The following is a 23,513-nucleotide window of genomic DNA, read 5'->3' on the forward strand; positions in this document are numbered from 1 at the left end:
CAGGCACAAAAAAGCCCGCATCGCTGCGGGCTTTCCGGATGACGCTAAGGCTTAGTTGACCTTGGCGTTCAGCTCACCCTTGAGGTAGCGCTGGAACATCGCTTCCAGGGAGATCGGCTTGATCTTCGAAGCGTTGCCGGCAGTGCCGAAGGCTTCGTAACGGGCGATGCACACGTCGCGCATGGCGGTCACGGTGGCACCGAAGAACTTGCGTGGGTCGAACTCGCTCGGGTTGGTGGCCATCAGGCGACGCATGGCACCGGTGGACGCCAGGCGCAGGTCGGTATCGATGTTGACCTTGCGCACGCCGTACTTGATGCCTTCGACGATTTCTTCAACCGGCACGCCGTAGGTTTCTTTGATGTCGCCGCCGTACTGGTTGATGATCGCCAGCCACTCCTGCGGAACCGACGAAGAACCGTGCATCACCAAGTGGGTGTTGGGAATGCGCTTGTGGATTTCCTTGATGCGGTCGATGGCCAGCACGTCGCCGGTAGGCGGCTTGGTGAACTTGTAGGCACCGTGGCTGGTGCCGATGGCGATGGCCAGGGCGTCGACCTGGGTCTTCTTGACGAAGTCCGCGGCCTCTTCCGGATCGGTCAGCATCTGGCTGTGGTCCAGCACGCCTTCGGCACCGATGCCATCTTCTTCACCGGCCATGCCGGTTTCCAGGGAACCCAGGCAGCCCAGCTCGCCTTCTACCGACACGCCGCAGGCGTGGGCCATGGCCACGGTCTGTTGGGTGACGCGCACGTTGTATTCGTAGTCGGTCGGCGTCTTGCCGTCTTCGCCCAGGGAGCCGTCCATCATCACCGAGGAGAAGCCCAGTTGGATGGAACGCTGGCAGACGTCAGGGCTGGTGCCGTGGTCCTGGTGCATGCACACCGGGATATGTGGGAACTCTTCGATCGCCGCCAGGATCAGGTGACGCAGGAACGGCGCACCGGCGTACTTGCGCGCACCGGCGGACGCCTGAACGATCACCGGGGAGTCAGTCTTGTCAGCGGCTTCCATGATGGCGCGCATCTGCTCAAGGTTGTTGACGTTGAAGGCTGGGACGCCGTAGCCGAACTCGGCTGCGTGGTCCAGCATCTGGCGCATGCTGATGAGTGCCATTGTGTGTGTCTCTCCCGGTCGAGGGTCGTTAATCGTGCAAGCCTGCCGTAGCGGCGACTGCTATTCAAGTGATTGCAGATCGGGGGTCAGCCCGCCCTGTTGTATCTGTTAAAACCAAATCTCTACAGCCCTTCAGGAACCAGTTCGCCGGTAAAGGGGCCCTTGACCTTGCACCGGCCTGGACGCCGCCTTGGCTGGCAAGCCAGCTGCTACTGGGCCTTGCAGCCGCGGCCGATCAAGTCATTGGTGGCGACCCAGTAAACCAGGCCCTCTTCACCCTTGACGTGAAGCGCCAGCATGTCATCGCTGTACAGCGAACCCGAACCACTGGGCTCAAGCTTAAGGCGCCGAACCTGATCGTCGCCCCCCAGGCGCACGTCGACCGCCTTGCGGCTGTCGTCGGTGTAGCGCCAAAGCACTTGTGCCTGGCTGTCACACACCCAGGTCGTCCAGTTGTCGGGAGCCGGCGACTTGAGCAGGTTCAGGTTGGCGCACCCTGCCAGCAAGCCCAGCATCGCCACGGCGATCAAACCTTTCATCGATGTTCCTCGGCTGACAGCCCACAGGCCCCAGCGCGTTGCGTTAACCAATCCGACCCGTCAAGGGCAGCCCTGTTCCCTGGTCTTTGACGGTGTCTCGTACTTCTCCAGGCCCTCTGGGCCCAGACGCTTGTTAATCACCGGCGCCGTCTCGGCCTGCCAATCGGCCTGATAGCAGCCTTTGTCCGGCTCACCGGCCTCATCGGCCGATTTTACCTGCGCAGTGCCGGAGCACCCCGCCAGCAAAGCCGCGGCGATCAACAGTGGCAATGTCTTGACCATCAGAACACTCCTTTGCCCGGCCAACGGGAATCTCAGGCCTTGGCCCGGGCTTCCAGGACTTCAACCGCCGGCAGTACCTTGCCCTCGACGAACTCGAGGAAAGCGCCGCCACCGGTAGAAATGTAGGAGATCTGCTGGGCCACGCCATACTTGTCGATGGCCGCCAGGGTGTCGCCACCGCCAGCAATGGAGAACGCGGCGCTGTCGGCGATGGCCTGGGCCAGCACTTGGGTGCCGTTGCCGAACTGGTCGAATTCGAACACGCCTACAGGACCGTTCCAGAGGATGGTCTTGGAGGATTTCAGCAGCTCGGCGAACTGCGCGGCAGTCTGTGGACCGATGTCGAGGATCATGTCGTCAGCGGCAACATCAGCGATCAGCTTGACGGTAGCTTCGGCGCTTTCGGCGAACTCCTTGGCCACGACCACGTCCACCGGCAGCGGTACGCTGACCTTGGCGGCGATGGCACGGGCGGTGTCCAAGAGGTCCGGCTCGTACAGCGACTTGCCCACCGGATGCCCGGCAGCGGCCAGGAAGGTGTTGGCGATGCCGCCACCGACGATCAACTGGTCGCAGATCTGGCTCAGGCTGTTGAGCACATCCAGCTTGGTGGACACCTTGGAACCGGCAACGATGGCCGCCATCGGCTTGGCCGGGTTGCCCAGGGCCTTGCCCAGCGCCTCCAGCTCAGCAGCCAGCAGAGGACCTGCAGCGGCTACTTTGGCGAACTTGGCCACGCCATGGGTCGAACCCTCGGCGCGGTGCGCGGTGCCAAAAGCATCCATCACGAACACGTCGCACAGGGCAGCGTATTGCTGGGCCAATTCGTCGGCGTTCTTTTTCTCGCCCTTGTTGAAGCGCACGTTTTCGAACAGCACGATGTCGCCGGCCTTGACCTCGACACCACCCAGGTAGTCGGCCACCAGTGGCACTTCACGGCCCAGGGCGCGGCTCAGGTAATCGGCTACCGGCTTGAGGCTGTTCTCGGCAGAGAACTCGCCTTCGGTCGGGCGGCCCAGGTGCGAGCAGACCATCACCGCCGCGCCTTTTTCCAGGGCCAGCTTGATGGTCGGCAGCGAAGCCAGGATCCGCGCATCGCTGGTGACAACACCGTCCTTGACTGGGACGTTGAGGTCTTCGCGGATCAGTACGCGCTTACCTTGCAGATCGAGGTCGGTCATCTTCAACACGGTCATGGGTCGCAATTCCTGGGTTACTGTTGTTCAGAAACAGAGAGTTTAGAGTCAGAGCGTGGAGTGGCTGTTTGCAGGTAGTGCCCAGCAACATCCAGCATCCGGTTGGCAAAGCCCCATTCGTTGTCGAACCAGGCCAGGATGTTCACCAGCCGAGGGCCGGAAACGCGGGTCTGACTGGCATCGACGATCGCCGAATGGGGATCATGATTGAAATCACAGCTGGCGTGAGGCAACTCGGTATAGGCCAGCAAGCCCTTGAGCGGACCGCTGGTGGCGGCCTCGCGCAGGATCCGGTTGACCTCGGTGGCGTCGGTATCGCTCACAGTCTGCATGGTGATATCCAGGCAGGACACATTGACCGTCGGCACTCGCACAGCTTTGGCCTGAATTCGCCCGGCAAGTTCCGGCAACAAGCGCTCGATACCACGCGCCAGACCAGTGGACACCGGGATCACCGACTGGAACGCCGAACGGGTCCGACGCAGATCCTCGTGGTGATAGGCGTCGATCACCGGCTGGTCGTTCATCGCCGAGTGAATGGTGGTGATCGACACATATTCCAGGCCGATGGCCTGATCCAGCAGGCGCAACAGCGGCACACCACAGTTGGTGGTGCAGGAGGCGTTGGAGACCAGCAGCTCGGCGCCGGTCAGACACTCCTGGTTGACCCCGTAAACGATGGTGGCATCGACATCCGCCTCGCTGGCCATCGGCTGGGAGAACAACACCCGTGGCGCGCCGGCGTCGAGGAAACGCTGGCCGTCTGCCCGGGTGTGGTAGGCACCGGAGCATTCCAGCACCAGATCGACGTCCAGGGACGCCCAATCGATGCCTTCAGGGGTGGCACTGCGCAGCACTTTCACGCAGTTGCCATTGATATGCAGACAGTCGCCATCGACCTTCACCTCGCCGGGAAACCGGCCGTGGGTCGAGTCGAAGCGTGTCAGGTATTCAACACTGGCCATGTCGGCCAGATCGTTGATGGCGACGATCTCGAATCCAGCCGCAGCCCCCCGCTCGAACAGAGCACGCAAGACACAACGACCAACCCGGCCGTAGCCGTTGAGTGCAACTTTATAGGGACGCGATTGAGGCATGGGGTTCTCGATCAGGCACAGGCAGACGAACTTGTTATACGCACCCCATCGCAGGAGCTGGCTTGCCAGCGATCAGCGGCGTGTCAGGCAGGCCGCGAATCGCTGGCAAGCCAGCGCCTACAGAGGGATCGCGGTGGCTGGGCCACCGCGTGCTTTTTTAGTCTTCCAGCAGCTCTTCGGCCTGGCCCAGGATGTTGTCCAGGGTGAAACCGAACTCTTCGAACAAGGCCGGCGCAGGCGCCGACTCGCCGTAGGTGGTCATGCCGATCACCCGGCCTTCCAGACCCACGTACTTGTACCAGAAGTCGGCGTGAGCAGCTTCGATGGCGATCCGCGCGCTGACCTGCAACGGCAGAACCGATTGCTTGTAGCCCGCGTCCTGAGCGTCGAACACGCTGGTGCACGGCATGGAAACCACGCGCACTTTGCGGCCCTGCTCAGTCAGCTTGTCGAAAGCCTGGACCGCCAGGCCCACTTCCGAACCGGTGGCAATCAGGATCAGCTCAGGCTCGCCTGCGCAGTCTTTCAACACGTAGCCACCGCGGCTGATGTCGGCGATCTGCCCGGCATCACGGGTTTGGTGTTGCAGGTTCTGGCGGGAGAAGATCAGCGCCGATGGGCCGTCCTTGCGCTCCAGGGCGTACTTCCAGGACACCGCCGATTCCACGGCATCGGCTGGGCGCCAGGTGTCGAGGTTCGGGGTGCTGCGCAGGCTGGTCAGTTGCTCGATCGGCTGGTGAGTCGGGCCGTCTTCGCCCAGACCGATGGAGTCGTGGGTGTAGACGTGGATCACCCGCTGTTTCATCAGCGCCGACATGCGCACTGCGTTGCGGGCGTATTCCATGAACATCAGGAAGGTCGCGCCGTAAGGCACCAGGCCACCGTGCAAGGCAACGCCGTTCATGATGGCGGTCATGCCGAACTCGCGCACGCCGTAGTACATGTAGTTGCCGCTGGCATCTTCAGCGCTGACGCCCTTGCAGCCTTTCCACAGGGTCAGGTTGGAGCCGGCCAGGTCAGCCGAGCCGCCGAGGAATTCAGGCAGCAGCGGGCCGAAGGCGTTCAGGGTGTTCTGACTGGCTTTACGGCTGGCGATGGTTTCGCCCTTGGCCGCGACTTCAGCGATATAGGCGTTGGCCTTCTCGGCAAAGTCCGCGGGCAGATCGCCCGCAAGGCGACGTACCAGTTCATTGGCTTCGGCAGGGAACGCAGCGGAGTAGGCGGCGAAACGCTGATCCCACTCGGCTTCCACGGCGCGACCGGCTTCCTTGGCGTCCCACTCGGCGTAGATGTCGGCCGGGATTTCGAACGGGCCATGGTTCCATTTCAGCGCGGCGCGGGTCAGGGCGATTTCCTCGGCACCCAGTGGCGCGCCGTGGCAGTCTTCCTTGCCCTGCTTGTTCGGCGAACCGAAACCGATGGTGGTCTTGCAGCAGATCAGGGTTGGCAGCGGGCTCTTGCGCGCGGTGTCGATGGCGGTCTTGATCTCTTCCGGATCGTGGCCGTCGACATTGCGGATCACTTGCCAGTTGTAGGCTTCGAAACGCTTGGGCGTGTCGTCGGTGAACCAGCCTTCAACTTCACCGTCGATGGAGATGCCGTTGTCATCGTAGAAGGCGATCAGTTTGCCCAGGCCCAGGGTGCCGGCCAGGGAGGCCACTTCGTGGGAAATGCCTTCCATCATGCAACCATCACCCAGGAATACGTAGGTGTGGTGATCAACGATGTCGTGACCTGGACGGTTGAACTGCGCCGCCAGGACTTTTTCCGCCAGGGCGAAGCCCACGGCATTGGCCAGGCCCTGACCCAGTGGGCCAGTGGTGGTTTCCACACCCGGGGTATAGCCGAATTCCGGGTGGCCCGGAGTGCGGCTGTGCAGTTGGCGGAAGTTCTTCAGGTCATCGATCGACAGGTCGTAGCCGGTCAGGTGCAGCAGCGAGTAGATCAGCATCGAGCCGTGACCGTTGGACAGCACGAAGCGGTCACGGTCGGCGAAGGATGGATTGCTCGGGTTGTGCTTGAGGTAGTCACGCCAAAGTACTTCGGCGATATCCGCCATACCCATGGGGGCACCTGGATGGCCGCTGTTGGCTTTTTGCACGGCATCCATGCTGAGGGCACGAATGGCGTTGGCACGCTCACGACGGCTGGGCATCGCTGATCTCCTGAGGATTGAATAAAACGAAACGGAAAAAAGGCCTGCATTTTCCCTCAGGCGTCTGGCGGGGGCAATGACAGATAGTCACTCAGGCATGTTTTTCCCAAGGATAAGTACTCAATCCACTGGAGAAACCCGCTCGCCGTTCGTTGACAAGGCAACGAACGGCTCTGGCACAGGCCCCCGCAACACCAATATCAAAAAGTTTTGATATTGGAGTTGCAGGGCTTTGCAGGCACCTCTAGACTGCGCCCCTATGAACCTGCACGCACCCTCCATTGAGTATGACGATTGCGACGAACTGGCCGCCCTGTGCAAGGCCGGCGGCGATCCTCTGCGGCTCAATGTATTGCGCGCACTGAGCAACGACTCGTTCGGTGTACTGGAACTGGCTCAGATCTTCGCCATCGGCCAGTCCGGCATGAGTCACCATTTGAAGGTCCTGGCCCAGGCCAACCTGGTGGCGACCCGCCGTGAAGGCAATGCGATTTTCTATCGCCGCGCCCTGCCCCATACCGAACTCCTGGGGGGCAAGCTTCACGCAGCACTGCTGGACGAAGTGGACCAGGTGCGGCTGCCGGCGGATGTCCAGGGCCGGATCGGCCTGGTGCACCGGCAACGGGCCGCAGCCAGCCAGGACTTTTTTTCCCGGGTGGCGGAGAAATTCCGCGCCCAGCAGGACCTGATCGCAGGACTGCCGCAGTACCGCGACAGTGTTCTCGCGCTGCTGGACCAGCTGAGTTTCAAGCCAATGGCCACGGCCATTGAAGTGGGTCCCGGTGACGGTGGATTTCTCCCTGAACTGGCCCGACGCTTTGCCCAGGTCACCGCTCTGGACAACAGTCCGGCAATGCTTGAACTGGCGCGCCAGCTGTGTGAGCGCGAAACATTGGCTAACGTCAGCCTGCAATTGGCCGATGCATTGGATGGCGTGCCACTGACGGCCGATTGCGTAGTGCTGAATATGGTCCTGCACCATTTCGCCGCACCGGCCGAAGCCATCAAGCAGATGGCCCGATTGCTGCAACCAGGCGGCAGCCTGTTGGTAACAGACTTGTGCAGCCACAACCAGAGTTGGGCCAAAGAGGCTTGCGGCGATCTCTGGCTAGGGTTCGAACAAGATGATTTGGCCCGCTGGGCCAGCGCTGCGGGACTGACTCCCGGGGAAAGTCTCTATGTAGGCTTACGTAATGGTTTCCAGATCCAGGTCCGCCACTTTCAGCGACCGGCTGGCGACACTCACCATCGGTAAATTTAGGAAACTCTCGAGATGAGCGAATACTCCCTTTTCACCTCCGAGTCCGTGTCTGAAGGGCATCCGGATAAAATCGCCGACCAGATTTCCGATGCGGTGCTGGACGCCATCATTGCCCAGGACAAGCATGCCCGCGTCGCGGTGGAAACCCTGGTCAAGACTGGCGTGGCCATCGTCGCTGGCGAAGTCACTACCACTGCCTGGGTCGACCTGGAACAGATCGTCCGTGACGTGATCTGCGACATCGGCTACACCAGCTCGGACGTCGGCTTCGACGGCGCCACCTGCGGCGTGATGAACATCATTGGCAAGCAATCCCCCGACATCAACCAGGGCGTTGACCGCGCCAAGCCTGAAGATCAGGGCGCCGGCGACCAGGGCCTGATGTTCGGCTACGCCAGCAACGAAACCGCAGCGCTGATGCCGGCGCCGATTGCCTTCTCCCACCAACTGGTCCATCGCCAGGCTGAAGCTCGCAAATCGGGTCTGCTGCCATGGCTGCGCCCGGACGCCAAGTCCCAGGTCACCTGCCGCTATGAAAACGGCATCGTGGTCGGCATCGACGCCGTGGTGCTGTCGACCCAGCACAACCCGGAAGTGTCCTACAACGACCTGCGTGAAGGCGTGATGGAACTGATCGTCAAGCACGTGCTGCCAGCCGAGCTGCTGCACAAGGACACCCAGTTCCACATCAACCCGACCGGCCAGTTCATCATCGGTGGCCCGGTGGGCGACTGCGGCCTGACCGGCCGCAAGATCATCGTCGACAGCTACGGCGGCATGGCCCGTCACGGCGGTGGCGCGTTCTCCGGCAAGGACCCATCCAAGGTTGACCGTTCCGCCGCTTATGCTGGTCGCTACGTGGCCAAGAACATCGTTGCCGCCGGCCTGGCCGAGCGTTGCGAGATCCAGGTGTCCTACGCCATCGGCGTGGCGCAACCGACTTCGATCTCGCTGAACACCTTCGGCACCGGCAAGATCAGCGACGACAAGATCGTCAAGCTGGTACGCGAGCACTTCGACCTGCGTCCTTACGCGATCACCACCATGCTTGACCTGCTGCACCCGATGTACCAGGAAACCGCGGCCTACGGTCACTTCGGCCGTGCCCCACAAACCAAGACCGTGGGTGAGGACACCTTCACCACCTTCACTTGGGAAAAAACCGACCGCGCCGACGCCTTGCGCGCTGCTGCCGGCCTGTAAGCTTCACCTGGCAACATCCAAAGCCCCGTCCGGCTCGCCTGGCGGGGCTTTTTTGTGGCTGAAGGTTTCCTTGCAAAGCCAGCCGACAACCGTCGATACAGGGCCCTGCGCCATTGACGACAAGTTTTGGCGCCCGATGAAACACCCGGCAAACACCTTCGTCCAAGCCCACAGCCAATCCCCTCTAGCCTTTAGCGCATGCCCATCAGAGCAAGGATGCTCCCCATGCCGCCAAGACTCTTCCTGCTGCTTCTGGCCCTCGCCGCTCCAACCGCTCAGGCCCAATGTCCCGACTGGCCAACGTCCCAGGCCAACCTGGAAATCACCGCCCTGCAACAACAGCTCAAGAACTGGGATACCCCCTACCACCGGCACGGCCAATCGCCTGTAGCCGACGAGCTGTACGACCAGTCCCGTCAGCGCCTGGCCAACCTGCGGCACTGCTTTCCACAGATTCCCGTGACTGCGGACCGGCCGTTGCTCGACGCCCGGGGCAGCATCCCCCACCCTATTGCTCACACCGGAGTGGAAAAACTCCCCGATGACAATGCCGTCCAGCTCTGGCTAAAAGGTCGCGAAGGTGTTTGGGCCCAACCCAAGATCGACGGCGTGGCCGTGACCCTGATCTACCGCCAGGGTCGCTTCCACCAGGCGTTAAGTCGGGGTGACGGCCTGCTGGGCCATGACTGGAGCGCCAGCGCCCATCAGATCCCGGCCATCCCCAAACAATTGCCACAGCCCGTGGACCTGCTGCTGCAAGGGGAGCTGTATCAACGACTGGAGCAACACATCCAGTCCCGCGCGGGCAGCCTCAATGCCCGCAGCCGGGTCGCCGGATGGCTGGCACGCAAACACCTGTCGATGGCAGAAGCACAGCAGATCGGCCTGTTTGTCTGGGACTGGCCCCAAGGCCCCGCCACCTTGAGTGAACGCCTGGAGCAACTGGCGCAACTGGGTTTTCCCGAGGGCCGTGAATACAGCCGGCCCATCACCGGGTTCAGCGAAGCTCGACAATGGCGAGAACACTGGTACCGCTCACCCCTGCCCTTCGCCAGCGACGGCATCATCCTGCGGCAGAGCCAGCGCCCGGCCGCCGAGCGCTGGCAGGCCAAAGCGCCGCACTGGATCGCCGCGTGGAAGTATCCCTACGCCCAGGCCCTGGCCCATGTGCGTCAGGTTCGATTCCGCATCGGCCGCACCGGACGCATCACCCCTTTGCTGGATATCGAGCCTGTCACCCTCGACGACCGACAGATCCGTCGCGTCAGCGTCGGCTCGCTACAACGCTGGCGGGCACTGGACATAGCGCCCGGCGATCAGGTGGCCATCAGCCTTGCCGGACTGACCATTCCGCGCCTGGAGAGCGTGGTACTCAGGAGCCCGCAACGCCAGGCCATCCAGGCTCCGGCCCAGGAGGACTTTCATGGCTTGAGCTGCTGGCAGCCATCTCCCGGTTGCGAGAGTCAGTTTCTCGCGCGACTGACCTGGCTCAGCAGCAAACAGGGCCTGGACCTGCAGAATATCGGCGAGCGAACCTGGAGCAGGCTGATTGAAACAGGGCGTATCAAAGGCCTGTTGGATTGGCTGACCCTGGATCAGGCGGAGCTTGCTAACATTGCCGGCTTCGGCAAGCGCAGCAGCTCTCGTTTACTCGAGAGCCTGCACCGGGCAAGACAGCAACCCTTCCCTCGCTGGCTGAAATCCCTGGGGCTGCCACCCAGTGGCTCAGCTGACCTGAGCGGGCCATGGCAAACCCTGGCGCTGAAAAGCAGCCAGGACTGGCAGGACGAGGCAGGAATAGGAGCGGAACGTGCTGCGCAACTGACGGCATTCTTTCGTGATCCACAGGTACTGGCCCTGCGTGCCACCTTGAGTGAAGCGGGTATCGAAGGTTTTTAATCCATCATCCTGGGGCGCAGGTTGAACCACCCAGGCGGGATTGGGCTCCAACACCCCACTCCCGATGCCAGCGTCAATATTTTAATTGGTTATTTTTTGATCTTTTTTTCCACCTGGAGCCTTCCATGAAACTGTTTCCATCCCTCGCTGCCTTGACCCTGTGCAGCCTGATGAGCGCGCCCCTGCTGGCCGCCGAACAAGCTCCGCAACTGACCGGTTGTGCCGCCAAGCGCCAAGCGATCATGACCCAGATTGAACAAGCCAAGGCTCATGGCAACAGCAATCAGCAAGCCGGCCTGGAGCGCGCCCTGAGTGAAGTCAACGCCCACTGCACCGATGCCTCGCTGAAGAAGGATCGGGAAAACAAGGTGCTGGAAGCCAAGCACGAAGTCAGCCGGCGCCAGGCCGATCTGGAAAAAGCCATGAAGAAAGGCGACTCGGAGAAGATCAACAAGCGCAAGGACAAACTCGCCGAATCCCGCAAGGAACTGCAGCAAGCCCTGGACGAGCTGGACAAGTAAGCAGCGCTTGTCGTGGCGAGGGAGACTGCTCCCTCGCCAGCGCAAAACACCTTGTCAGAACCGCCACTCAGTGATTGCGGAATTCTTTGTGACAAGCACTGCAGACATCCTCGACCTTCTGCACTGCCGGCCCCAGGTTACTGGCCTTGTAAGGCTGGACCTGGCTGATGGTCACCAGTTCGCCGGTGGCCGCCTCCAGGTTGCGTGCCAGCTCCTGGAATCGCGCCTGCTTGCGCCAGACGTCATCGGTGGCGCTGGTGTGATCTTCTTCCTTGACCTCGGGGAAGTGCTTCCAGGGTTCATGGGACAGGCTGTCGAGCTTGACCGCACCTTCGGCAAAACGTGCACCGTCGAAAGGAATCCGCCCACGCAGCATGCCCCCCAGGTCCTCGCCGGTCTTGAGCATCTGTTTGAAGATCGCCTTGCGCTGACCCAGGGGAGAGTTGGGATCGACACCGCCACAGGCGGAAAGCGTCAGGCAGGCCAGCAATACAACAGAAAGTCTTTTTAGCGTCATGGTGGCTTCAGGTCAGGTCACGGAAACGGCGGCCAGTATCCTCGCCTCCCCGGCAAACACCAATAGCCCTATTAACAATAGGGGTTGCCCACTGCCATCCAGCCTGTGGATAACCCTTCAAGGAAATACAGCATGAACCCGAGCTTCCTCCGCTGGCGTCGCCACCTGCTCTGGACCCTGCCAGCCCTGGCGCTGCTTGCCGGCTGCAACGGCGGCGATAACGGCAAGCCTGCGCCAACCCACGCCTTGGCCACCTACAACAGTGCGCCCTGGGAGTCGTTGCCCAGCGTAGCCGATAACGACCTGCTGGCCGGCTTCGGCTCCTGGCGCAGTGCCTGCAACCGCCTGAAAGCCGACCCGGTGTGGGGCACCACCTGCGCTGCAGCAGCCAACGTGCCACAGACTCCGGCCGCCATCCGCGACTTTCTCAAGGAACACCTGGAAGTCTATGGGCTGCGCTCGGGCAGCGGCAGCAGCACCGGCTTGATCACCGGCTATTACGAACCGGTGTATCCCGGCAGCCTGACCCAGACCCGAACGGCCAATGTACCGGTGTACGGCGTGCCGGACGACATGATCATCGTCGCTCTGGACAGCCTCTATCCGGAACTCAAGGGCAAGCGCCTGAGGGGCCGTCTCGAAGGCCGGGTACTCAAGCCCTATGACGATGCCGCGACCATCGAAGCCAAGGGGGTGAAGGCTCCGGTGCTGGCCTGGCTGACCGATCCGATGGACCTGCAATTCCTGCAGATCCAGGGGTCGGGAAGGATCCAGCTGGATGACGGTCGCCAACTGCGGATCGGCTACGCCGACCAGAACGGCCACCCGTACCGGCCCATCGGCCGCTGGTTGGTGGAGCAGGGAGAACTGAAAAAAGAGGACGTGACCATGGGCACCATCGCCGCCTGGGCCAAGGCCCATCCGACGCGGATTCCCGAACTGCTGGGCAGCAACCCGAGCTACGTGTTCTTCAATCGCAACCCGGACAGCAACGAAGGCCCCCGTGGCTCATTGAACGTGCCGCTGACTTCCGGCTACAGCGTCGCAGTGGATCGCAAGGTCATTCCCCTGGGCAGCCTGTTGTGGCTGTCTACCACCCGTCCCGACGGCAGCAGCCTGGTACGTCCCGTGGCCGCTCAGGACACGGGCGGCGCGATTACCGGAGAAGTCCGTGCCGATTTGTTCTGGGGCACAGGCGAGGCGGCCGGGCAACTGGCCGGCGACATGAAGCAGCAGGGGCAGATCTGGATGCTCTGGCCCAAGGGCGCGGCGCTGCCCAAAGTACCGGAAGTGCCCGATACCCCTTGACCCCAGTAGCAGCCAGCTTGCCGGCGGAGGCGACCATGAAGACGCTTTCGCCGGCAAGAGGGTGTTTCAGACTGAAACGAAGAAGAAACTGGCGATCAGGCCCATGCCCACGAACCACACCAGGGACCGCAGGATCGCCCAGTCCGCCAGGTAGCAGATCATGTACAGCAGGCGGCTGGTGACAAACAGCACCGCCAGGACGTTGATGGTCACCAGTTCGGCGTTACCCGCCACATGGGCAATGATCACCGCCGCAGCAAATGCCGGAGTCACCTCGAAGCCATTGAGCTGCGCGTTGTGGGCACGCTTGGGCAGCCCCTCCAGGGTACTCAGGAACGCCCGTGGGTCATGGTTGTAGCGAAGCCCGTATTTACCTGCGCCCTTGGCGATGGCGGTACACAGGTAGGGCAGAACAATTGCGATCAACACACACCAGAAAGCGACAGTCATGGAGCAAATCCTTTTTTAGAGTTTTAGGGAGTGTTCAGAACTTCATCACCAACATGCCAATCAGCACCAATCCACAGGCTAAGAGCCGTGGCCGGCCGAAAGGTTCTTTCAGGTAGCGCATACCGAACAGCACCACCAGAATCACACTGATTTCACGCAGCGCCGCCGCTTCTGCAATCGAGCCCAACTGCATGGCCCAAAGCACCAGAGCGTAGCTCAACAGTACACAGAAGCCGACGCTCAGCCCCAGGCGCCACTGCTCACGCCAGAACTGCGCAAACGCAGGCCGTTTCCACACCACGGCCACCAGGGGAAAAGGCCAGGCGCTGAGCAGCGTGACCCAGGTCAGGTAGTCCAGCGGGTGCGACCAGCGGCGCAGGGCCTGGCCGTCGATAAAGGTATAGCAACCGATGCACAGGCCGATCAGCGCCACCACCGGCAGCATGCTCCAGGGCAGGCGCGCGCCGCCCCCGCCTTGCCAGAGCAGACACAGCATGCCGAAGGGAATCAGCAGGATGCCGAGGATTTGCTGGGTGCTCAGGACCTCACCGGCAAAAATCAGGGTCAGGGCCAGCACCACCAGGGGCGACAAGCCGCGCATCAACGGATAGACCAGCCCCAGGTCCCCCACCCGATACGCCTGGATCAGCAGATAGCGGTACAAGAGTTCGAAGGCCGCCGAGGCGATGATCCAGGGCCAGATCTGCGGCGGCGGCCACTGCAGGAAAAACAGCACGATCGCCACGAACAGCAACGCCACGCTGTCCATGCAGGCCACCACCAGCAATCGTTCACCGCTGAACTTGATCAGGGTGTTCCATGCCGCATGCAGCAGCGCCGCCACCAGAACCAGACTTGTCGCCAGCACCTCACACTCCCTGTTTGCCTGAAGGTCATCGGATCTCGTGCGGCACGGTCATGCTTGGGCAGAGTGCCCGACCACAGAGCGGGAATCCTCGCATGCCGGCTGCCCGGCTTGCACTGGTTGCCCGCTTTTTTGGCAGTGGCGACAGCGAATTCGGCAGCATGGGCGTGCTCGGGGCATTTTTACCGCCAGGCCTGCAACGTCGCCCCCTCGCTGCGGTCAATGGGTGCGGCTCAACAGCATTGCCGTGGCAAGGGCGCGGACTCTCGCGCCATAACGAACTGTGTCCCGTCCCGTCGCCGGCACATCAAACCTTTGGCCTGAAAGAGTTCAGGCTGTTTTTCCTGCGATCATCCAAAGGAGTCCGGATGCTTGAACTTGTCGCTGCTTTTATCTGCCTGACCACCCTGCTCACCTACGTCAACTTCCGTTTTATCGGCCTGCCGCCGACCATCGGCGTGATGGTCACCGCCCTGCTCTTTTCCTTGTTGCTGCAAGGACTGAGCTACCTCGGTTTCCCCGGCCTGGAAGAGCATGTCGAGGAACTGATCGGCAAGATCGACTTCGGCGACCTGCTGATGAACTGGATGCTGTCGTTCCTGCTGTTCGCCGGCGCCCTGCACGTCAACCTCAACGATCTGCGCAGTTATCGCTGGCCCATCGGCCTGTTGGCCACCGTCGGCGTGCTGATCGCCACCTTCGTCATCGGCAGCCTGGCCTACTGGATCTTCGGCCTGTTCGGCTGGCAGGTGAGCTTCCTCTACTGCCTGCTGTTCGGCGCACTGATCTCCCCCACCGACCCCATCGCGGTGCTGGGCGTACTGCGGACCGCCAACGCCTCCAAGCCGCTGAAGACCACTATCGTCGGCGAGTCGCTGTTCAACGACGGCACAGCGGTCGTGGTGTTCACCGTGCTGCTGGGCATCGCCCAACTGGGTGAAACCCCAACGGTGAGCGCCACTGCCTGGCTGTTCGTGCATGAAGCCATCGGCGGCGTGGTGTTCGGCGGCCTGATCGGCTACCTGGTGTACCTGATGATCAAGAGCATCGAGCAGCACCAGATCGAAGTGATGCTGACCCTGGCTCTAGTGATCGGCGGTTCGGCCATGGCCAGCGAGATCCACGTATCGGCACCGATCGCCATGGTGGTAGCCGGCCTGATCATCGGCAATCTGGGGCGCAACCTGGCGATGAACGACATGACCCGGCGTTACCTGGATGGTTTCTGGGAACTGCTGGACGACATGCTCAACGCCCTGCTGTTCGCCCTGATCGGCCTGGAACTGTTGCTGCTGCCGTTCAACTGGCTGCACTTGGCGGCCGCGAGCCTGCTGGCAGTGGCCATCATACTGTCGCGCCTGTTGACCGTGGCCCCGGCAATCCTCCTGCTGCGCCGCTGGCGCAGCGTGCCCCGGGGCACCATTCGCGTGCTGACCTGGGGTGGCCTGCGCGGTGGCGTCTCAGTGGCGCTGGCGCTGGCCCTGCCCCTGGGGCCGGAACGCGACCTGGTGCTGAGCATCACCTACATCGTGGTGCTGTCCTCGATCCTGCTGCAGGGTCTGAGCATCGGCAAGCTGGTGCGCCACGTCACCCAGGAAACCCCGGCAACCAAGACCGAGGCCCACTGATCACTTCTTGATCTGTCGCGGATCGGGTGCCCCTGCCCGATCCGCGTTTTTGTTCGGCGTGCCGCTCTCGCTGCGCACCTGGGCATGGCTGATCAGAGCGAAGATGAAACTGCCGCCGATGATGTTCCCCGCCAGGGTCGGCCCGGCGAACACCTGCCAGAAATCCCGCCACCCCAACTCGCCGGCAAACACCAGGTAAGAGACTTCGGCCGAGCCCACCACGATGTGGGTGAAGTCCCCCAGCGCCATCAGGTAGGTGATGAGGATGATGATCCACATCTTGGCGCTCTCCATGGACGGAATCATCCACACCATGGTGGCGATCATCCAGCCGGAGATGATGCCCTTGGCGAACATCTGCGAGCTGTCGTTCTCCATCACCTTGCGACCGATTTCCAGAAAGGCCTGGTCGGTTCGGCTGTCGAAGATCGGCAGGTGCAGCATCACGTAGGCCACCAGCAAGGTGCCGCACAGGTTACCCACCAGCACCACACCCCATAAGCGCAACAACCGCCCGAAGTTCTGCAGGCTCGGCTTGCTCATCACCGGCAATACCGCGGTCAGAGTATTTTCCGTAAACAGTTGCTGGCGCGCGAGAATCACCGCCAGAAAGCCCGCACAGTAGCCGAAGCTGGCGATCACTTTGAAGGCTTCGCCATCCGGCAGGCGGGAGTTGAGCAGGCCCATGCCCATCAGGGACAGGCCCATGGTCAGGCCGGCAGCCAAGGCCGACCACCACAGGGCAGCGACGCTGCGCTCCAGCTCCTGATCGCCCTGGGTGCGGATGATTTCATGCAGGACCGCCGCGCGGGGCGGCTGGTTACGGTCGACGTCCTGCTGCTCCGCGGCCGAAAGACCGGGGGTTTTACCGTCGTGTCGAGTGTCCATGGGAGTCCTGAACCAGGTGGGTCGTATGAGTTACGACACGCGAGGTTCAGGGCTGTTCCGTTCGGATTGGAGGCCTCAGGCTGGCGAATGGGGTCAAGGCACTCGCTGGCGCGTGGGTTCAGGCTTCGTCCTTGAACTGGTCCTTGACGTATTTGATTTCGGTGCGCCCGTGAGGCGCCGGCAGGCCGTCTTCACCCAGGTTGACGAAGACCATCTTCTCTACGGTGAGAATGGATTTGCGGGTGATCTTGTTGCGTACTTCGCAGGTCAGGGTAATGGAAGTGCGACCGAACTCGGTGGCGGTGATGCCCAGCTCAATGATGTCGCCCTGGCGTGAGGCACTGACGAAGTTGATTTCCGAGATGTACTTGGTGACCACTCGCTGGTTGCCCAGCTGGACAATGGCGTAAATCGCCGCTTCTTCGTCGATCCAGCGCAACAGGCTGCCGCCGAACAGCGTGCCGTTGGGGTTGAGGTCTTCGGGCTTTACCCACTTGCGGGTGTGGAAATTCATATTCACTCCTGACCGTCCTGCCAATTGATGCCCGGCATAATGGCAGACCGGACGGTCATGCTCTACGCAACATCGACTATGGTCGCGATTAACGATCTTCATCCAGGCGACAGAAACACTTTTGGAAGTCTGGCTCTGGCGGCTATAATCGCCACCGTTTCAAAACGGTCATCTGCACTTGATACCGTTTTCCCGCCACCTGTCCGAGGGGCGCTGCAGCAGGCATGACCTGTCAGGCTCGGATGGGGCGTTGTCGGTACAGGCTTCCCTGTACGGACACTAAACGCACAACGGCGCCCATTCGCACACTACGAATGGAGGCTCTTCATGAGCGCTGTAAACACGCCTGCAGATTTTACCGACTACAAAGTCGCCGACATTTCCCTGGCCGCCTGGGGCCGTCGCGAAACCATCATCGCCGAGTCGGAAATGCCCGCTCTGATGGGTCTGCGCCGCAAGTACCTGGCTGAACAGCCACTCAAGGGCGCGAAAATCCTCGGCTGCATCCACATGACCATTCAGACCGCCGTGCTGATCGAAACCCTGGTTGCCCTGGGTGCCGAAGTACGCTGGTCGTCCTGCAACATCTTCTCGACTCAAGACCAGGCCGCTGCCTCCATCGCCGCCGCCGGCATTCCTGTGTTCGCCTGGAAAGGCGAAACCGAACAAGAGTACGAGTGGTGCCTGGAGCAGACCATCCTCAAGGATGGCCAGCCTTGGGACGCCAACATGATCCTCGACGACGGCGGCGACCTGACCCAGCTGCTGCACGACAAATACCCACAGGTACTGGATCGCGTTCACGGCGTGACCGAAGAAACCACCACCGGCGTACACCGCCTGCTGGACATGCTGGCCAAAGGCGAGCTGAAGATTCCTGCGATCAACGTCAACGACTCGGTGACCAAGAGCAAGAACGACAACAAGTACGGCTGCCGTCACAGCCTGAACGACGCCATCAAGCGCGGCACCGACCACCTGCTGTCCGGCAAGCAAGCGCTGGTCATCGGCTACGGTGACGTGGGCAAGGGCTCGGCCCAGTCCCTGCGTCAGGAAGGCATGATCGTCAAGGTGTCCGAAGTCGACCCGATCTGCGCCATGCAAGCCTGCATGGACGGTTTCGAACTGGTTTCGCCGTTCATCGACGGTATCAACAACGGCACCGAAGCCTGCATCGACAAGGCCCTGCTGGGCAAGATCGACCTGATCGTGACCACCACCGGCAACGTCAATGTTTGCGACGCCAACATGCTCAAGGCCCTGAAAAAGCGCGCCGTGGTCTGCAACATTGGCCACTTCGACAATGAAATCGACACCGCTTTCATGCGCAAGCACTGGGCATGGGAAGAAGTGAAGCCACAGGTACACAAGATCCACCGTACCGGCCATGGCGATTTCGACCCACAGAACGACGACTACCTGATCCTGCTGGCCGAAGGCCGCCTGGTGAACCTGGGCAACGCCACTGGTCACCCAAGCCGCATCATGGACGGTTCGTTCGCCAACCAGGTTCTGGCGCAGATCTTCCTGTTCGGCCAGAAGTACGCCGACCTGTCGCCGGCCCAGAAAGCCGAGCGCCTGACCGTTGAAGTCCTGCCGAAGAAGCTCGACGAAGAAGTGGCCCTGGAAATGGTTCGCGGCTTCGGCGGCGTGGTCACTCAACTGACCAAGCAACAGGCTGACTACATCGGCGTGACCGTCGAAGGTCCGTTCAAGCCAGACGCTTATCGCTACTAAGAGCAGCTGCAAGCGTTGAGCTTCAAGCGGCAAGCCAGGGCCACAAGCCGGGCTTGCCGCACAGAGCCTCAAGCTTTGCCCCTATTTGCTTAAACAGTGTCAGGCAACAGGCTCCAGAATCAGGAGATGAGCGCACCCACGCTTCTCTTGGCGCTTTCAGCTTGCGGCTTGTAGCTGGAGGTTGCTTCCATGTCCCAAGATCGTCGCTACAGCTTCGAGTTCTTTCCGACCAAGACCGATGCTGGGCATGAAAAACTGCTTGCCACTGCCCGTCAGCTGGCCAGCTACAACCCCGACTTCTTCTCCTGCACCTACGGTGCCGGCGGCTCGACCCGTGATCGTACGGTCAACACCGTGCTGCAACTGGAGAGCGAAGTAAAAGTCCCTGCCGCACCGCACCTGTCTTGCGTCGGCGACAGCAAGGACGACCTGCGCGGTCTGCTGCAGCAGTATCAGGCAGCTGGCATCAAGCGCATCGTTGCCCTGCGCGGCGACCTGCCTTCGGGCATGGGCATGGCCAGCGGCGAGTTGCGCCACGCCAACGATCTGGTGAGCTTCATTCGTGAAGAAACCGGCAGCCACTTCCATATAGAAGTCGCCGCCTATCCGGAGATGCACCCGCAAGCGCGCAACTTCGAAGACGATCTCACCCATTTCGTACGCAAGGCCAATGCCGGTGCCGACAGTGCGATCACCCAGTACTTCTTCAATGCCGACAGCTACTTCTACTTCGTCGAGCGCGTGCAGAAGATGGGCGTAAACATCCCGATCGTGCCGGGCATCATGCCGATCACCAACTACAGCAAGCTGGCGCGTTTTTCCGACGCCTGCGGCGCGGAGATCCCTCGCTGGATCCGCAAGCAACTGGAAGCCTACGGTGACGACAGCACCAGCATCCAGGCTTTCGGTGAGCAGGTCATCAGCCAGATGTGCGAGCGCCTGCTGCAGGGCGGCGCACCAGGACTGCACTTCTACACCCTGAACCAGGCCGACCCGAGCCTGGCCATCTGGAACAACCTGAAGCTGCCGCGCTGATCGGCAACCCTTCACCAGGCCCCGGCGCAAACCGGGGCCTTTTTATTTGCCCAAGCCTTGAGCCAGAGCGGCTGGAACTCCCCCTAGCAATTGCATGATCTCTCGTCGTAATCTCCAGCAATGTCCGTCATTGCCCAGTTGCTGATAGCCCTCCTCTGCACTTGCCTGAGCGTCGCCGCCCATGGCGAGAAGCTGCGCATTGTCACCGAACCCTGGGCGCCTTATGTCTATGAGGAAAACGGCAAGGCCCTGGGGCTGGACTACGAAACCACGGCCATTGTCTTTCAGCGTCTGGGGATAGAAGTCGAGTGGCAGTTCCTGCCATGGAAACGCTGCCTGGCCATGCTGGAAACCGGCCAGGCCGACGGAGCCCTGGATATCTTCCATAGCGACCAGCGCGACCATACCTTGCTCTATCCCAGCGAGCCTCTCTCTGATGTGGAGTTCGTGATGTTCTACGCCAAGCAGCGCCCACATCCGTTCAAGCACCTGGATGAACTCAAGGGCCTGACCATCGGCACCTCTCCCGGCTACCTGTATAGCGATGACTTCAGCAATTCGACCCTGTTCAACCGCGAGCCGGCACCGACCCATGAAGCCAACTTCGGCAAGCTGCTACTGGGACGCATCGACCTGTTGATCACCGACAAGCGAGTGGGCCAGCATCTGCTGGACAGCCTGGGCATTCGCGATCAGGTCAGCCAGAACCCTACGGTCATCAGCCGCCAGAGCCAGTACCTGGCGCTGCGCCGCAACGCCGGGATGGACCTTTTGGTGCAACGCTTCGGCGCCGAACTCAAGCGCTTCAAGCGCGAGCCGGCCTACGCCGAGTTGAGCGCCAAGTACGGAGCGGAACCTGTTCTGCCCCCTGTCAGGTCATCCTCTACCCGGGGGTCAGAAAAAACCGTTGAGCAGCAGGAAAGCAGCGCATACTGATTGCTCTGTTATACTCCCGCCTCCCGCCAGGCTCACGCCCGGACGCTGGAACCTGTTCAAGGCCTCTCCACCCCGCTACGGCGCAGCCAACCGGCCCGCGCGAGCCTGCGTTGGATGAGTCTTCAGGCCAGCAGGACCGGACGGGATTGCGTCCTCTTAAACGCCATTCACGCCCGGCAAGATTATCCCTTTGGGCCAAGCCCTCACTAAAACAGGATTACTCATGTCCTTTGCTTCCCTCGGTCTCTCCGAGGCTTTAGTCGGTGCCATCGAAGCCGCCGGCTACACCCAGCCTACTCCGGTGCAACAGCGGGCCATTCCCGCCGTGTTGCAAGGTCGCGATCTGATGGTCGCGGCACAGACAGGTACTGGTAAAACCGGCGGTTTCGCCCTCCCGATCCTGGAGCGGTTGTTTCCCAACGGTCACCCGGACAAATCCCAGCGTCACGGCCCGCGCCAACCGCGCGTACTGGTCCTGACCCCGACTCGCGAACTGGCCGCGCAAGTGCATGACAGCTTCAAGCTGTATGCCCGCGATCTGAAGTTCGTCAGCGCCTGCATCTTCGGCGGCGTCGGCATGAACCCGCAGGTCCAGGCCATGGCCCGTGGCGTCGATGTGCTGGTGGCGTGCCCCGGCCGTCTGCTGGACCTGGCCGGCCAAGGCAGCGTCGACCTGTCCCACGTGGAAATCCTCGTGCTCGACGAAGCCGACCGCATGCTCGACATGGGCTTCGTCCATGACGTGAAGAAAGTCCTCGCGCGCCTGCCGGCCAAGCGTCAGAACCTGCTGTTCTCCGCGACCTTCTCCAAGGACATCACGGACCTGGCCGGCAAGCTGCTGCACAACCCCGAGCGCATCGAAGTCACCCCGCCCAACACCACGGTTGAGCGTATCGAGCAGCGGGTGTTCCGCCTGCCCGCCAGCCACAAACGCTCGCTGCTGGCGCACCTGATCACCGCCGGCGCCTGGGAACAGGTGCTGGTGTTCACGCGTACCAAGCACGGCGCCAACCGCCTGGCCGAGTACCTGGACAAGCACGGCCTGAGCGCTGTGGCGATCCACGGTAACAAGAGCCAGAACGCCCGCACCAAGGCCCTGGCCGATTTCAAGGCCGGCGACGTACGCATTCTGGTAGCCACCGATATCGCCGCCCGCGGCCTGGATATCGACCAACTGCCCCACGTGGTCAACTTCGAGCTGCCTAACGTCGACGAAGACTACGTGCACCGTATCGGTCGTACCGGCCGTGCCGGTCGCTCGGGCGAGGCCATCTCCCTGGTGGCTCCGGACGAAGAGAAACTGCTGAAAAGCATCGAGCGCATGACCAAGCAGAAGATCGCCGATGGCGACCTGATGGGCTTCGATGCCAGCGCCGTGGAAGCCGAGAAGCCGGAAGTGCGCGAGCGTCCGGACGTACGCAACCCGCGCAATCCTCGTGGCCCACGTGGCGACGGCCCGAACGGCGGCGGTGGCGGCGGTGGTCGCAAGGACAAGGGCAAGGACAAGGGCGGCAAAGACAAGCCGGCCCGTGGCGAGCGCCCGGCCCGCGAGCAGAAACCGCGTGAAGGCACTCCGGCCCGCGAACAGCGCCAGCCGACGCCACGTGCCGACCGGGCACCGGATGAGTTCCTCGACGACGACGTGGACAACTTCGGTAACCGCGCTGACTACGTCAGCCCATACCAGAACAAGAACAACCAGGGCCGTGGTCGCCGTCCAGGGGCTCCGGCCCAGGGCGCCGGTGCCGGCAATCCGCCACGCGGTGGCGCTGGTGGTGGCCAGGGTCGCTCCGGCAACCCACGCAACAGCAACGGCAGCACCACCGGCACCGCACCGGCCAAGCGCAGCGGCGGTCCACGCAACGGCGCCCCTCGTGACAGCCAGGGTCGTCGCGACGAGTCGCGCAATCGTCGTCCGAACCGTGACGAACAGCCACGCCAGGAGCCGGCAGTGCAGAATCCTCGGGGCAACCAGCCGAAGATCATGCACAAGGAGTCCAAGGCCGATCGCTTCCCGACGCCTGAGCAACTGGACCAGTTGCCGAGCCGCCCACGGGGCGAGAAGCCGGCACTGCTGACCCGCAATCGCTGAGTCCGCAGGCTGCAATGAAAAACGCCCCTGGTCGCAAGACCCGGGGCGTTTTTTGTGGCGGCTGGTCGAGGGCGCTTTCTGCAGCCGCTGCCGCAGGCTGCGAACGACGGGGAGGCCGGCGCAAGGACCTGCCAGGCTCACCGTGTTGCATGACGGGCAATAAAAAACGCCCCCGATTTGTGGTCGGGGGCGTTTTTTTGCCCTGGCGCAGCTTGCGATCAGTCCAATAAGGGCTGTGCGAATTGAATCGCGAAGGCCCTGCGGGCCTTGTCGC

At 62.0% G+C, this 23,513-nt stretch carries 21 protein-coding genes and 1 riboswitch; of the genes, 10 read left to right on the forward strand and 11 right to left on the reverse strand.

The genetic code is table 11. The annotated features are described in order from the left end of the window. Positions 1 to 51 precede the first annotated feature (51 nt). The 6 genes from fba to tkt all read right to left on the reverse strand — a co-directional run bounded on the left by fba (position 52) and on the right by tkt (position 6,385). Entirely contained in the window at positions 52 to 1,116 is a 1,065-nt protein-coding gene (gene fba / locus Q8O96_RS15620; protein WP_003229012.1) for a class II fructose-bisphosphate aldolase, read from the reverse strand. A gap of 209 nt (positions 1,117 to 1,325) precedes the next feature. Beyond that, positions 1,326 to 1,655, reverse strand: coding sequence for an MliC family protein (locus Q8O96_RS15625; protein WP_305949077.1), 330 nt, complete (start codon positions 1,653 to 1,655; stop codon positions 1,326 to 1,328). 60 nt (positions 1,656 to 1,715) lie between these two features. Beyond that, positions 1,716 to 1,937, reverse strand: a complete 222-nt coding sequence (locus Q8O96_RS15630; protein ID WP_102862034.1) for a hypothetical protein — start codon at positions 1,935 to 1,937, stop codon at positions 1,716 to 1,718. A 32-nt stretch (positions 1,938 to 1,969) separates the two neighbouring features. Then, positions 1,970 to 3,133: a phosphoglycerate kinase gene (locus Q8O96_RS15635; RefSeq protein WP_102862035.1), complete on the reverse strand. Its 1,164-nt coding sequence runs from the start codon at positions 3,131 to 3,133 to the stop codon at positions 1,970 to 1,972. A gap of 17 nt (positions 3,134 to 3,150) precedes the next feature. Continuing rightward, complete coding sequence (gene epd / locus Q8O96_RS15640; RefSeq protein WP_102862036.1) at positions 3,151 to 4,230, reverse strand: erythrose-4-phosphate dehydrogenase; 1,080 nt, start codon at positions 4,228 to 4,230, stop codon at positions 3,151 to 3,153. A 157-nt stretch (positions 4,231 to 4,387) separates the two neighbouring features. After that, on the reverse strand, positions 4,388 to 6,385 hold the full coding sequence (tkt, locus tag Q8O96_RS15645; RefSeq protein ID WP_102862037.1) for a transketolase: 1,998 nt from the start codon (positions 6,383 to 6,385) through the stop codon (positions 4,388 to 4,390). Between the two features lie 259 nt (positions 6,386 to 6,644). Between tkt and Q8O96_RS15650 the strand changes: the two genes are divergently transcribed. The 4 genes from Q8O96_RS15650 (at position 6,645) to Q8O96_RS15665 (ending at position 11,269) form a co-directional block, all read left to right on the forward strand. Continuing rightward, positions 6,645 to 7,640 (forward strand): metalloregulator ArsR/SmtB family transcription factor, encoded by a 996-nt coding sequence (locus tag Q8O96_RS15650; RefSeq protein ID WP_305949078.1) that lies wholly within the window; start codon positions 6,645 to 6,647, stop codon positions 7,638 to 7,640. Between the two features lie 18 nt (positions 7,641 to 7,658). After that, the gene (metK, locus tag Q8O96_RS15655) at positions 7,659 to 8,849 is read left to right on the forward strand and encodes a methionine adenosyltransferase (protein ID WP_102862039.1); all 1,191 of its coding nucleotides are present in this window, start codon (positions 7,659 to 7,661) and stop codon (positions 8,847 to 8,849) included. A 216-nt stretch (positions 8,850 to 9,065) separates the two neighbouring features. Then, the gene (gene ligB / locus Q8O96_RS15660) at positions 9,066 to 10,748 is read left to right on the forward strand and encodes an NAD-dependent DNA ligase LigB (protein WP_371826183.1); all 1,683 of its coding nucleotides are present in this window, start codon (positions 9,066 to 9,068) and stop codon (positions 10,746 to 10,748) included. Between the two features lie 125 nt (positions 10,749 to 10,873). Next, the gene (locus Q8O96_RS15665; RefSeq protein WP_102862041.1) at positions 10,874 to 11,269 is read left to right on the forward strand and encodes a DUF1090 domain-containing protein; all 396 of its coding nucleotides are present in this window, start codon (positions 10,874 to 10,876) and stop codon (positions 11,267 to 11,269) included. Positions 11,270 to 11,336: 67 nt separating this feature from the next. Here the strand turns inward: Q8O96_RS15665 and Q8O96_RS15670 are convergent, their stop codons facing one another. Further along, positions 11,337 to 11,786: a cytochrome c gene (locus tag Q8O96_RS15670; protein WP_025131121.1), complete on the reverse strand. Its 450-nt coding sequence runs from the start codon at positions 11,784 to 11,786 to the stop codon at positions 11,337 to 11,339. 132 nt (positions 11,787 to 11,918) lie between these two features. On the opposite strand from Q8O96_RS15670, the gene Q8O96_RS15675 reads away from it, so the two are divergent. After that, positions 11,919 to 13,094: a murein transglycosylase A gene (locus Q8O96_RS15675; RefSeq protein WP_207166697.1), complete on the forward strand. Its 1,176-nt coding sequence runs from the start codon at positions 11,919 to 11,921 to the stop codon at positions 13,092 to 13,094. A 66-nt stretch (positions 13,095 to 13,160) separates the two neighbouring features. Here the strand turns inward: Q8O96_RS15675 and Q8O96_RS15680 are convergent, their stop codons facing one another. Further along, on the reverse strand, positions 13,161 to 13,544 hold the full coding sequence (locus tag Q8O96_RS15680) for an MAPEG family protein (RefSeq protein ID WP_102862043.1): 384 nt from the start codon (positions 13,542 to 13,544) through the stop codon (positions 13,161 to 13,163). A gap of 34 nt (positions 13,545 to 13,578) precedes the next feature. Further along, the gene (locus Q8O96_RS15685; RefSeq protein ID WP_305949079.1) at positions 13,579 to 14,412 is read right to left on the reverse strand and encodes an EamA family transporter; all 834 of its coding nucleotides are present in this window, start codon (positions 14,410 to 14,412) and stop codon (positions 13,579 to 13,581) included. A gap of 365 nt (positions 14,413 to 14,777) precedes the next feature. Here Q8O96_RS15685 and Q8O96_RS15690 point away from each other — a divergent pair, with 365 nt between their 5' ends. Beyond that, the gene (locus Q8O96_RS15690) at positions 14,778 to 16,037 is read left to right on the forward strand and encodes a sodium:proton antiporter (protein WP_305949080.1); all 1,260 of its coding nucleotides are present in this window, start codon (positions 14,778 to 14,780) and stop codon (positions 16,035 to 16,037) included. Here the strand turns inward: Q8O96_RS15690 and Q8O96_RS15695 are convergent, their stop codons facing one another. Continuing rightward, the gene (locus Q8O96_RS15695) at positions 16,038 to 16,925 is read right to left on the reverse strand and encodes a formate/nitrite transporter family protein (protein WP_102862046.1); all 888 of its coding nucleotides are present in this window, start codon (positions 16,923 to 16,925) and stop codon (positions 16,038 to 16,040) included. Positions 16,926 to 17,043: 118 nt separating this feature from the next. After that, entirely contained in the window at positions 17,044 to 17,439 is a 396-nt protein-coding gene (locus Q8O96_RS15700) for an acyl-CoA thioesterase (protein WP_060841501.1), read from the reverse strand. A gap of 199 nt (positions 17,440 to 17,638) precedes the next feature. After that, positions 17,639 to 17,745: riboswitch (S-adenosyl-L-homocysteine riboswitch) on the forward strand. Positions 17,746 to 17,766: 21 nt separating this feature from the next. On the opposite strand from Q8O96_RS15700, the gene ahcY reads away from it, so the two are divergent. From ahcY to Q8O96_RS15720, 4 genes are all read left to right on the forward strand, one after another. After that, positions 17,767 to 19,176, forward strand: coding sequence for an adenosylhomocysteinase (gene ahcY / locus Q8O96_RS15705; protein ID WP_102862047.1), 1,410 nt, complete (start codon positions 17,767 to 17,769; stop codon positions 19,174 to 19,176). A 189-nt stretch (positions 19,177 to 19,365) separates the two neighbouring features. Then, positions 19,366 to 20,211: a methylenetetrahydrofolate reductase [NAD(P)H] gene (gene metF / locus Q8O96_RS15710; RefSeq protein WP_102881139.1), complete on the forward strand. Its 846-nt coding sequence runs from the start codon at positions 19,366 to 19,368 to the stop codon at positions 20,209 to 20,211. A 120-nt stretch (positions 20,212 to 20,331) separates the two neighbouring features. Further along, positions 20,332 to 21,147: an ABC transporter substrate-binding protein gene (locus Q8O96_RS15715; protein ID WP_102862049.1), complete on the forward strand. Its 816-nt coding sequence runs from the start codon at positions 20,332 to 20,334 to the stop codon at positions 21,145 to 21,147. A gap of 223 nt (positions 21,148 to 21,370) precedes the next feature. Continuing rightward, the gene (locus tag Q8O96_RS15720) at positions 21,371 to 23,239 is read left to right on the forward strand and encodes a DEAD/DEAH box helicase (protein ID WP_102862050.1); all 1,869 of its coding nucleotides are present in this window, start codon (positions 21,371 to 21,373) and stop codon (positions 23,237 to 23,239) included. Positions 23,240 to 23,513 lie beyond the last annotated feature (274 nt).

The organism is Pseudomonas sp. LPH60 (assembly GCF_030718165.1).
Taxonomy (GTDB): domain Bacteria; phylum Pseudomonadota; class Gammaproteobacteria; order Pseudomonadales; family Pseudomonadaceae; genus Aquipseudomonas; species Aquipseudomonas danubii.

What these genes read in the sequence shown, in the direction of transcription:
- Q8O96_RS15690 (WP_305949080.1), top strand. Translation starts at nt 14,778, where the DNA reads ATGCTTGAACTTGTCGCTGCTTTTATCTGCCTGACCACCCTGCTCACC.
- fba (WP_003229012.1), bottom strand. Translation starts at nt 1,116, where the DNA reads ATGGCACTCATCAGCATGCGCCAGATGCTGGACCACGCAGCCGAGTTC.
- Q8O96_RS15630 (WP_102862034.1), bottom strand. Translation starts at nt 1,937, where the DNA reads ATGGTCAAGACATTGCCACTGTTGATCGCCGCGGCTTTGCTGGCGGGG.
- Q8O96_RS15695 (WP_102862046.1), bottom strand. Translation starts at nt 16,925, where the DNA reads ATGGACACTCGACACGACGGTAAAACCCCCGGTCTTTCGGCCGCGGAG.
- ligB (WP_371826183.1), top strand. Translation starts at nt 9,066, where the DNA reads ATGCTCCCCATGCCGCCAAGACTCTTCCTGCTGCTTCTGGCCCTCGCC.
- Q8O96_RS15675 (WP_207166697.1), top strand. Translation starts at nt 11,919, where the DNA reads ATGAACCCGAGCTTCCTCCGCTGGCGTCGCCACCTGCTCTGGACCCTG.
- Q8O96_RS15665 (WP_102862041.1), top strand. Translation starts at nt 10,874, where the DNA reads ATGAAACTGTTTCCATCCCTCGCTGCCTTGACCCTGTGCAGCCTGATG.
- Q8O96_RS15715 (WP_102862049.1), top strand. Translation starts at nt 20,332, where the DNA reads ATGTCCGTCATTGCCCAGTTGCTGATAGCCCTCCTCTGCACTTGCCTG.
- metK (WP_102862039.1), top strand. Translation starts at nt 7,659, where the DNA reads ATGAGCGAATACTCCCTTTTCACCTCCGAGTCCGTGTCTGAAGGGCAT.
- Q8O96_RS15720 (WP_102862050.1), top strand. Translation starts at nt 21,371, where the DNA reads ATGTCCTTTGCTTCCCTCGGTCTCTCCGAGGCTTTAGTCGGTGCCATC.
- ahcY (WP_102862047.1), top strand. Translation starts at nt 17,767, where the DNA reads ATGAGCGCTGTAAACACGCCTGCAGATTTTACCGACTACAAAGTCGCC.
- Q8O96_RS15680 (WP_102862043.1), bottom strand. Translation starts at nt 13,544, where the DNA reads ATGACTGTCGCTTTCTGGTGTGTGTTGATCGCAATTGTTCTGCCCTAC.
- Q8O96_RS15635 (WP_102862035.1), bottom strand. Translation starts at nt 3,133, where the DNA reads ATGACCGTGTTGAAGATGACCGACCTCGATCTGCAAGGTAAGCGCGTA.
- tkt (WP_102862037.1), bottom strand. Translation starts at nt 6,385, where the DNA reads ATGCCCAGCCGTCGTGAGCGTGCCAACGCCATTCGTGCCCTCAGCATG.
- Q8O96_RS15670 (WP_025131121.1), bottom strand. Translation starts at nt 11,786, where the DNA reads ATGACGCTAAAAAGACTTTCTGTTGTATTGCTGGCCTGCCTGACGCTT.
- metF (WP_102881139.1), top strand. Translation starts at nt 19,366, where the DNA reads ATGTCCCAAGATCGTCGCTACAGCTTCGAGTTCTTTCCGACCAAGACC.
- Q8O96_RS15650 (WP_305949078.1), top strand. Translation starts at nt 6,645, where the DNA reads ATGAACCTGCACGCACCCTCCATTGAGTATGACGATTGCGACGAACTG.
- epd (WP_102862036.1), bottom strand. Translation starts at nt 4,230, where the DNA reads ATGCCTCAATCGCGTCCCTATAAAGTTGCACTCAACGGCTACGGCCGG.
- Q8O96_RS15700 (WP_060841501.1), bottom strand. Translation starts at nt 17,439, where the DNA reads ATGAATTTCCACACCCGCAAGTGGGTAAAGCCCGAAGACCTCAACCCC.
- Q8O96_RS15625 (WP_305949077.1), bottom strand. Translation starts at nt 1,655, where the DNA reads ATGAAAGGTTTGATCGCCGTGGCGATGCTGGGCTTGCTGGCAGGGTGC.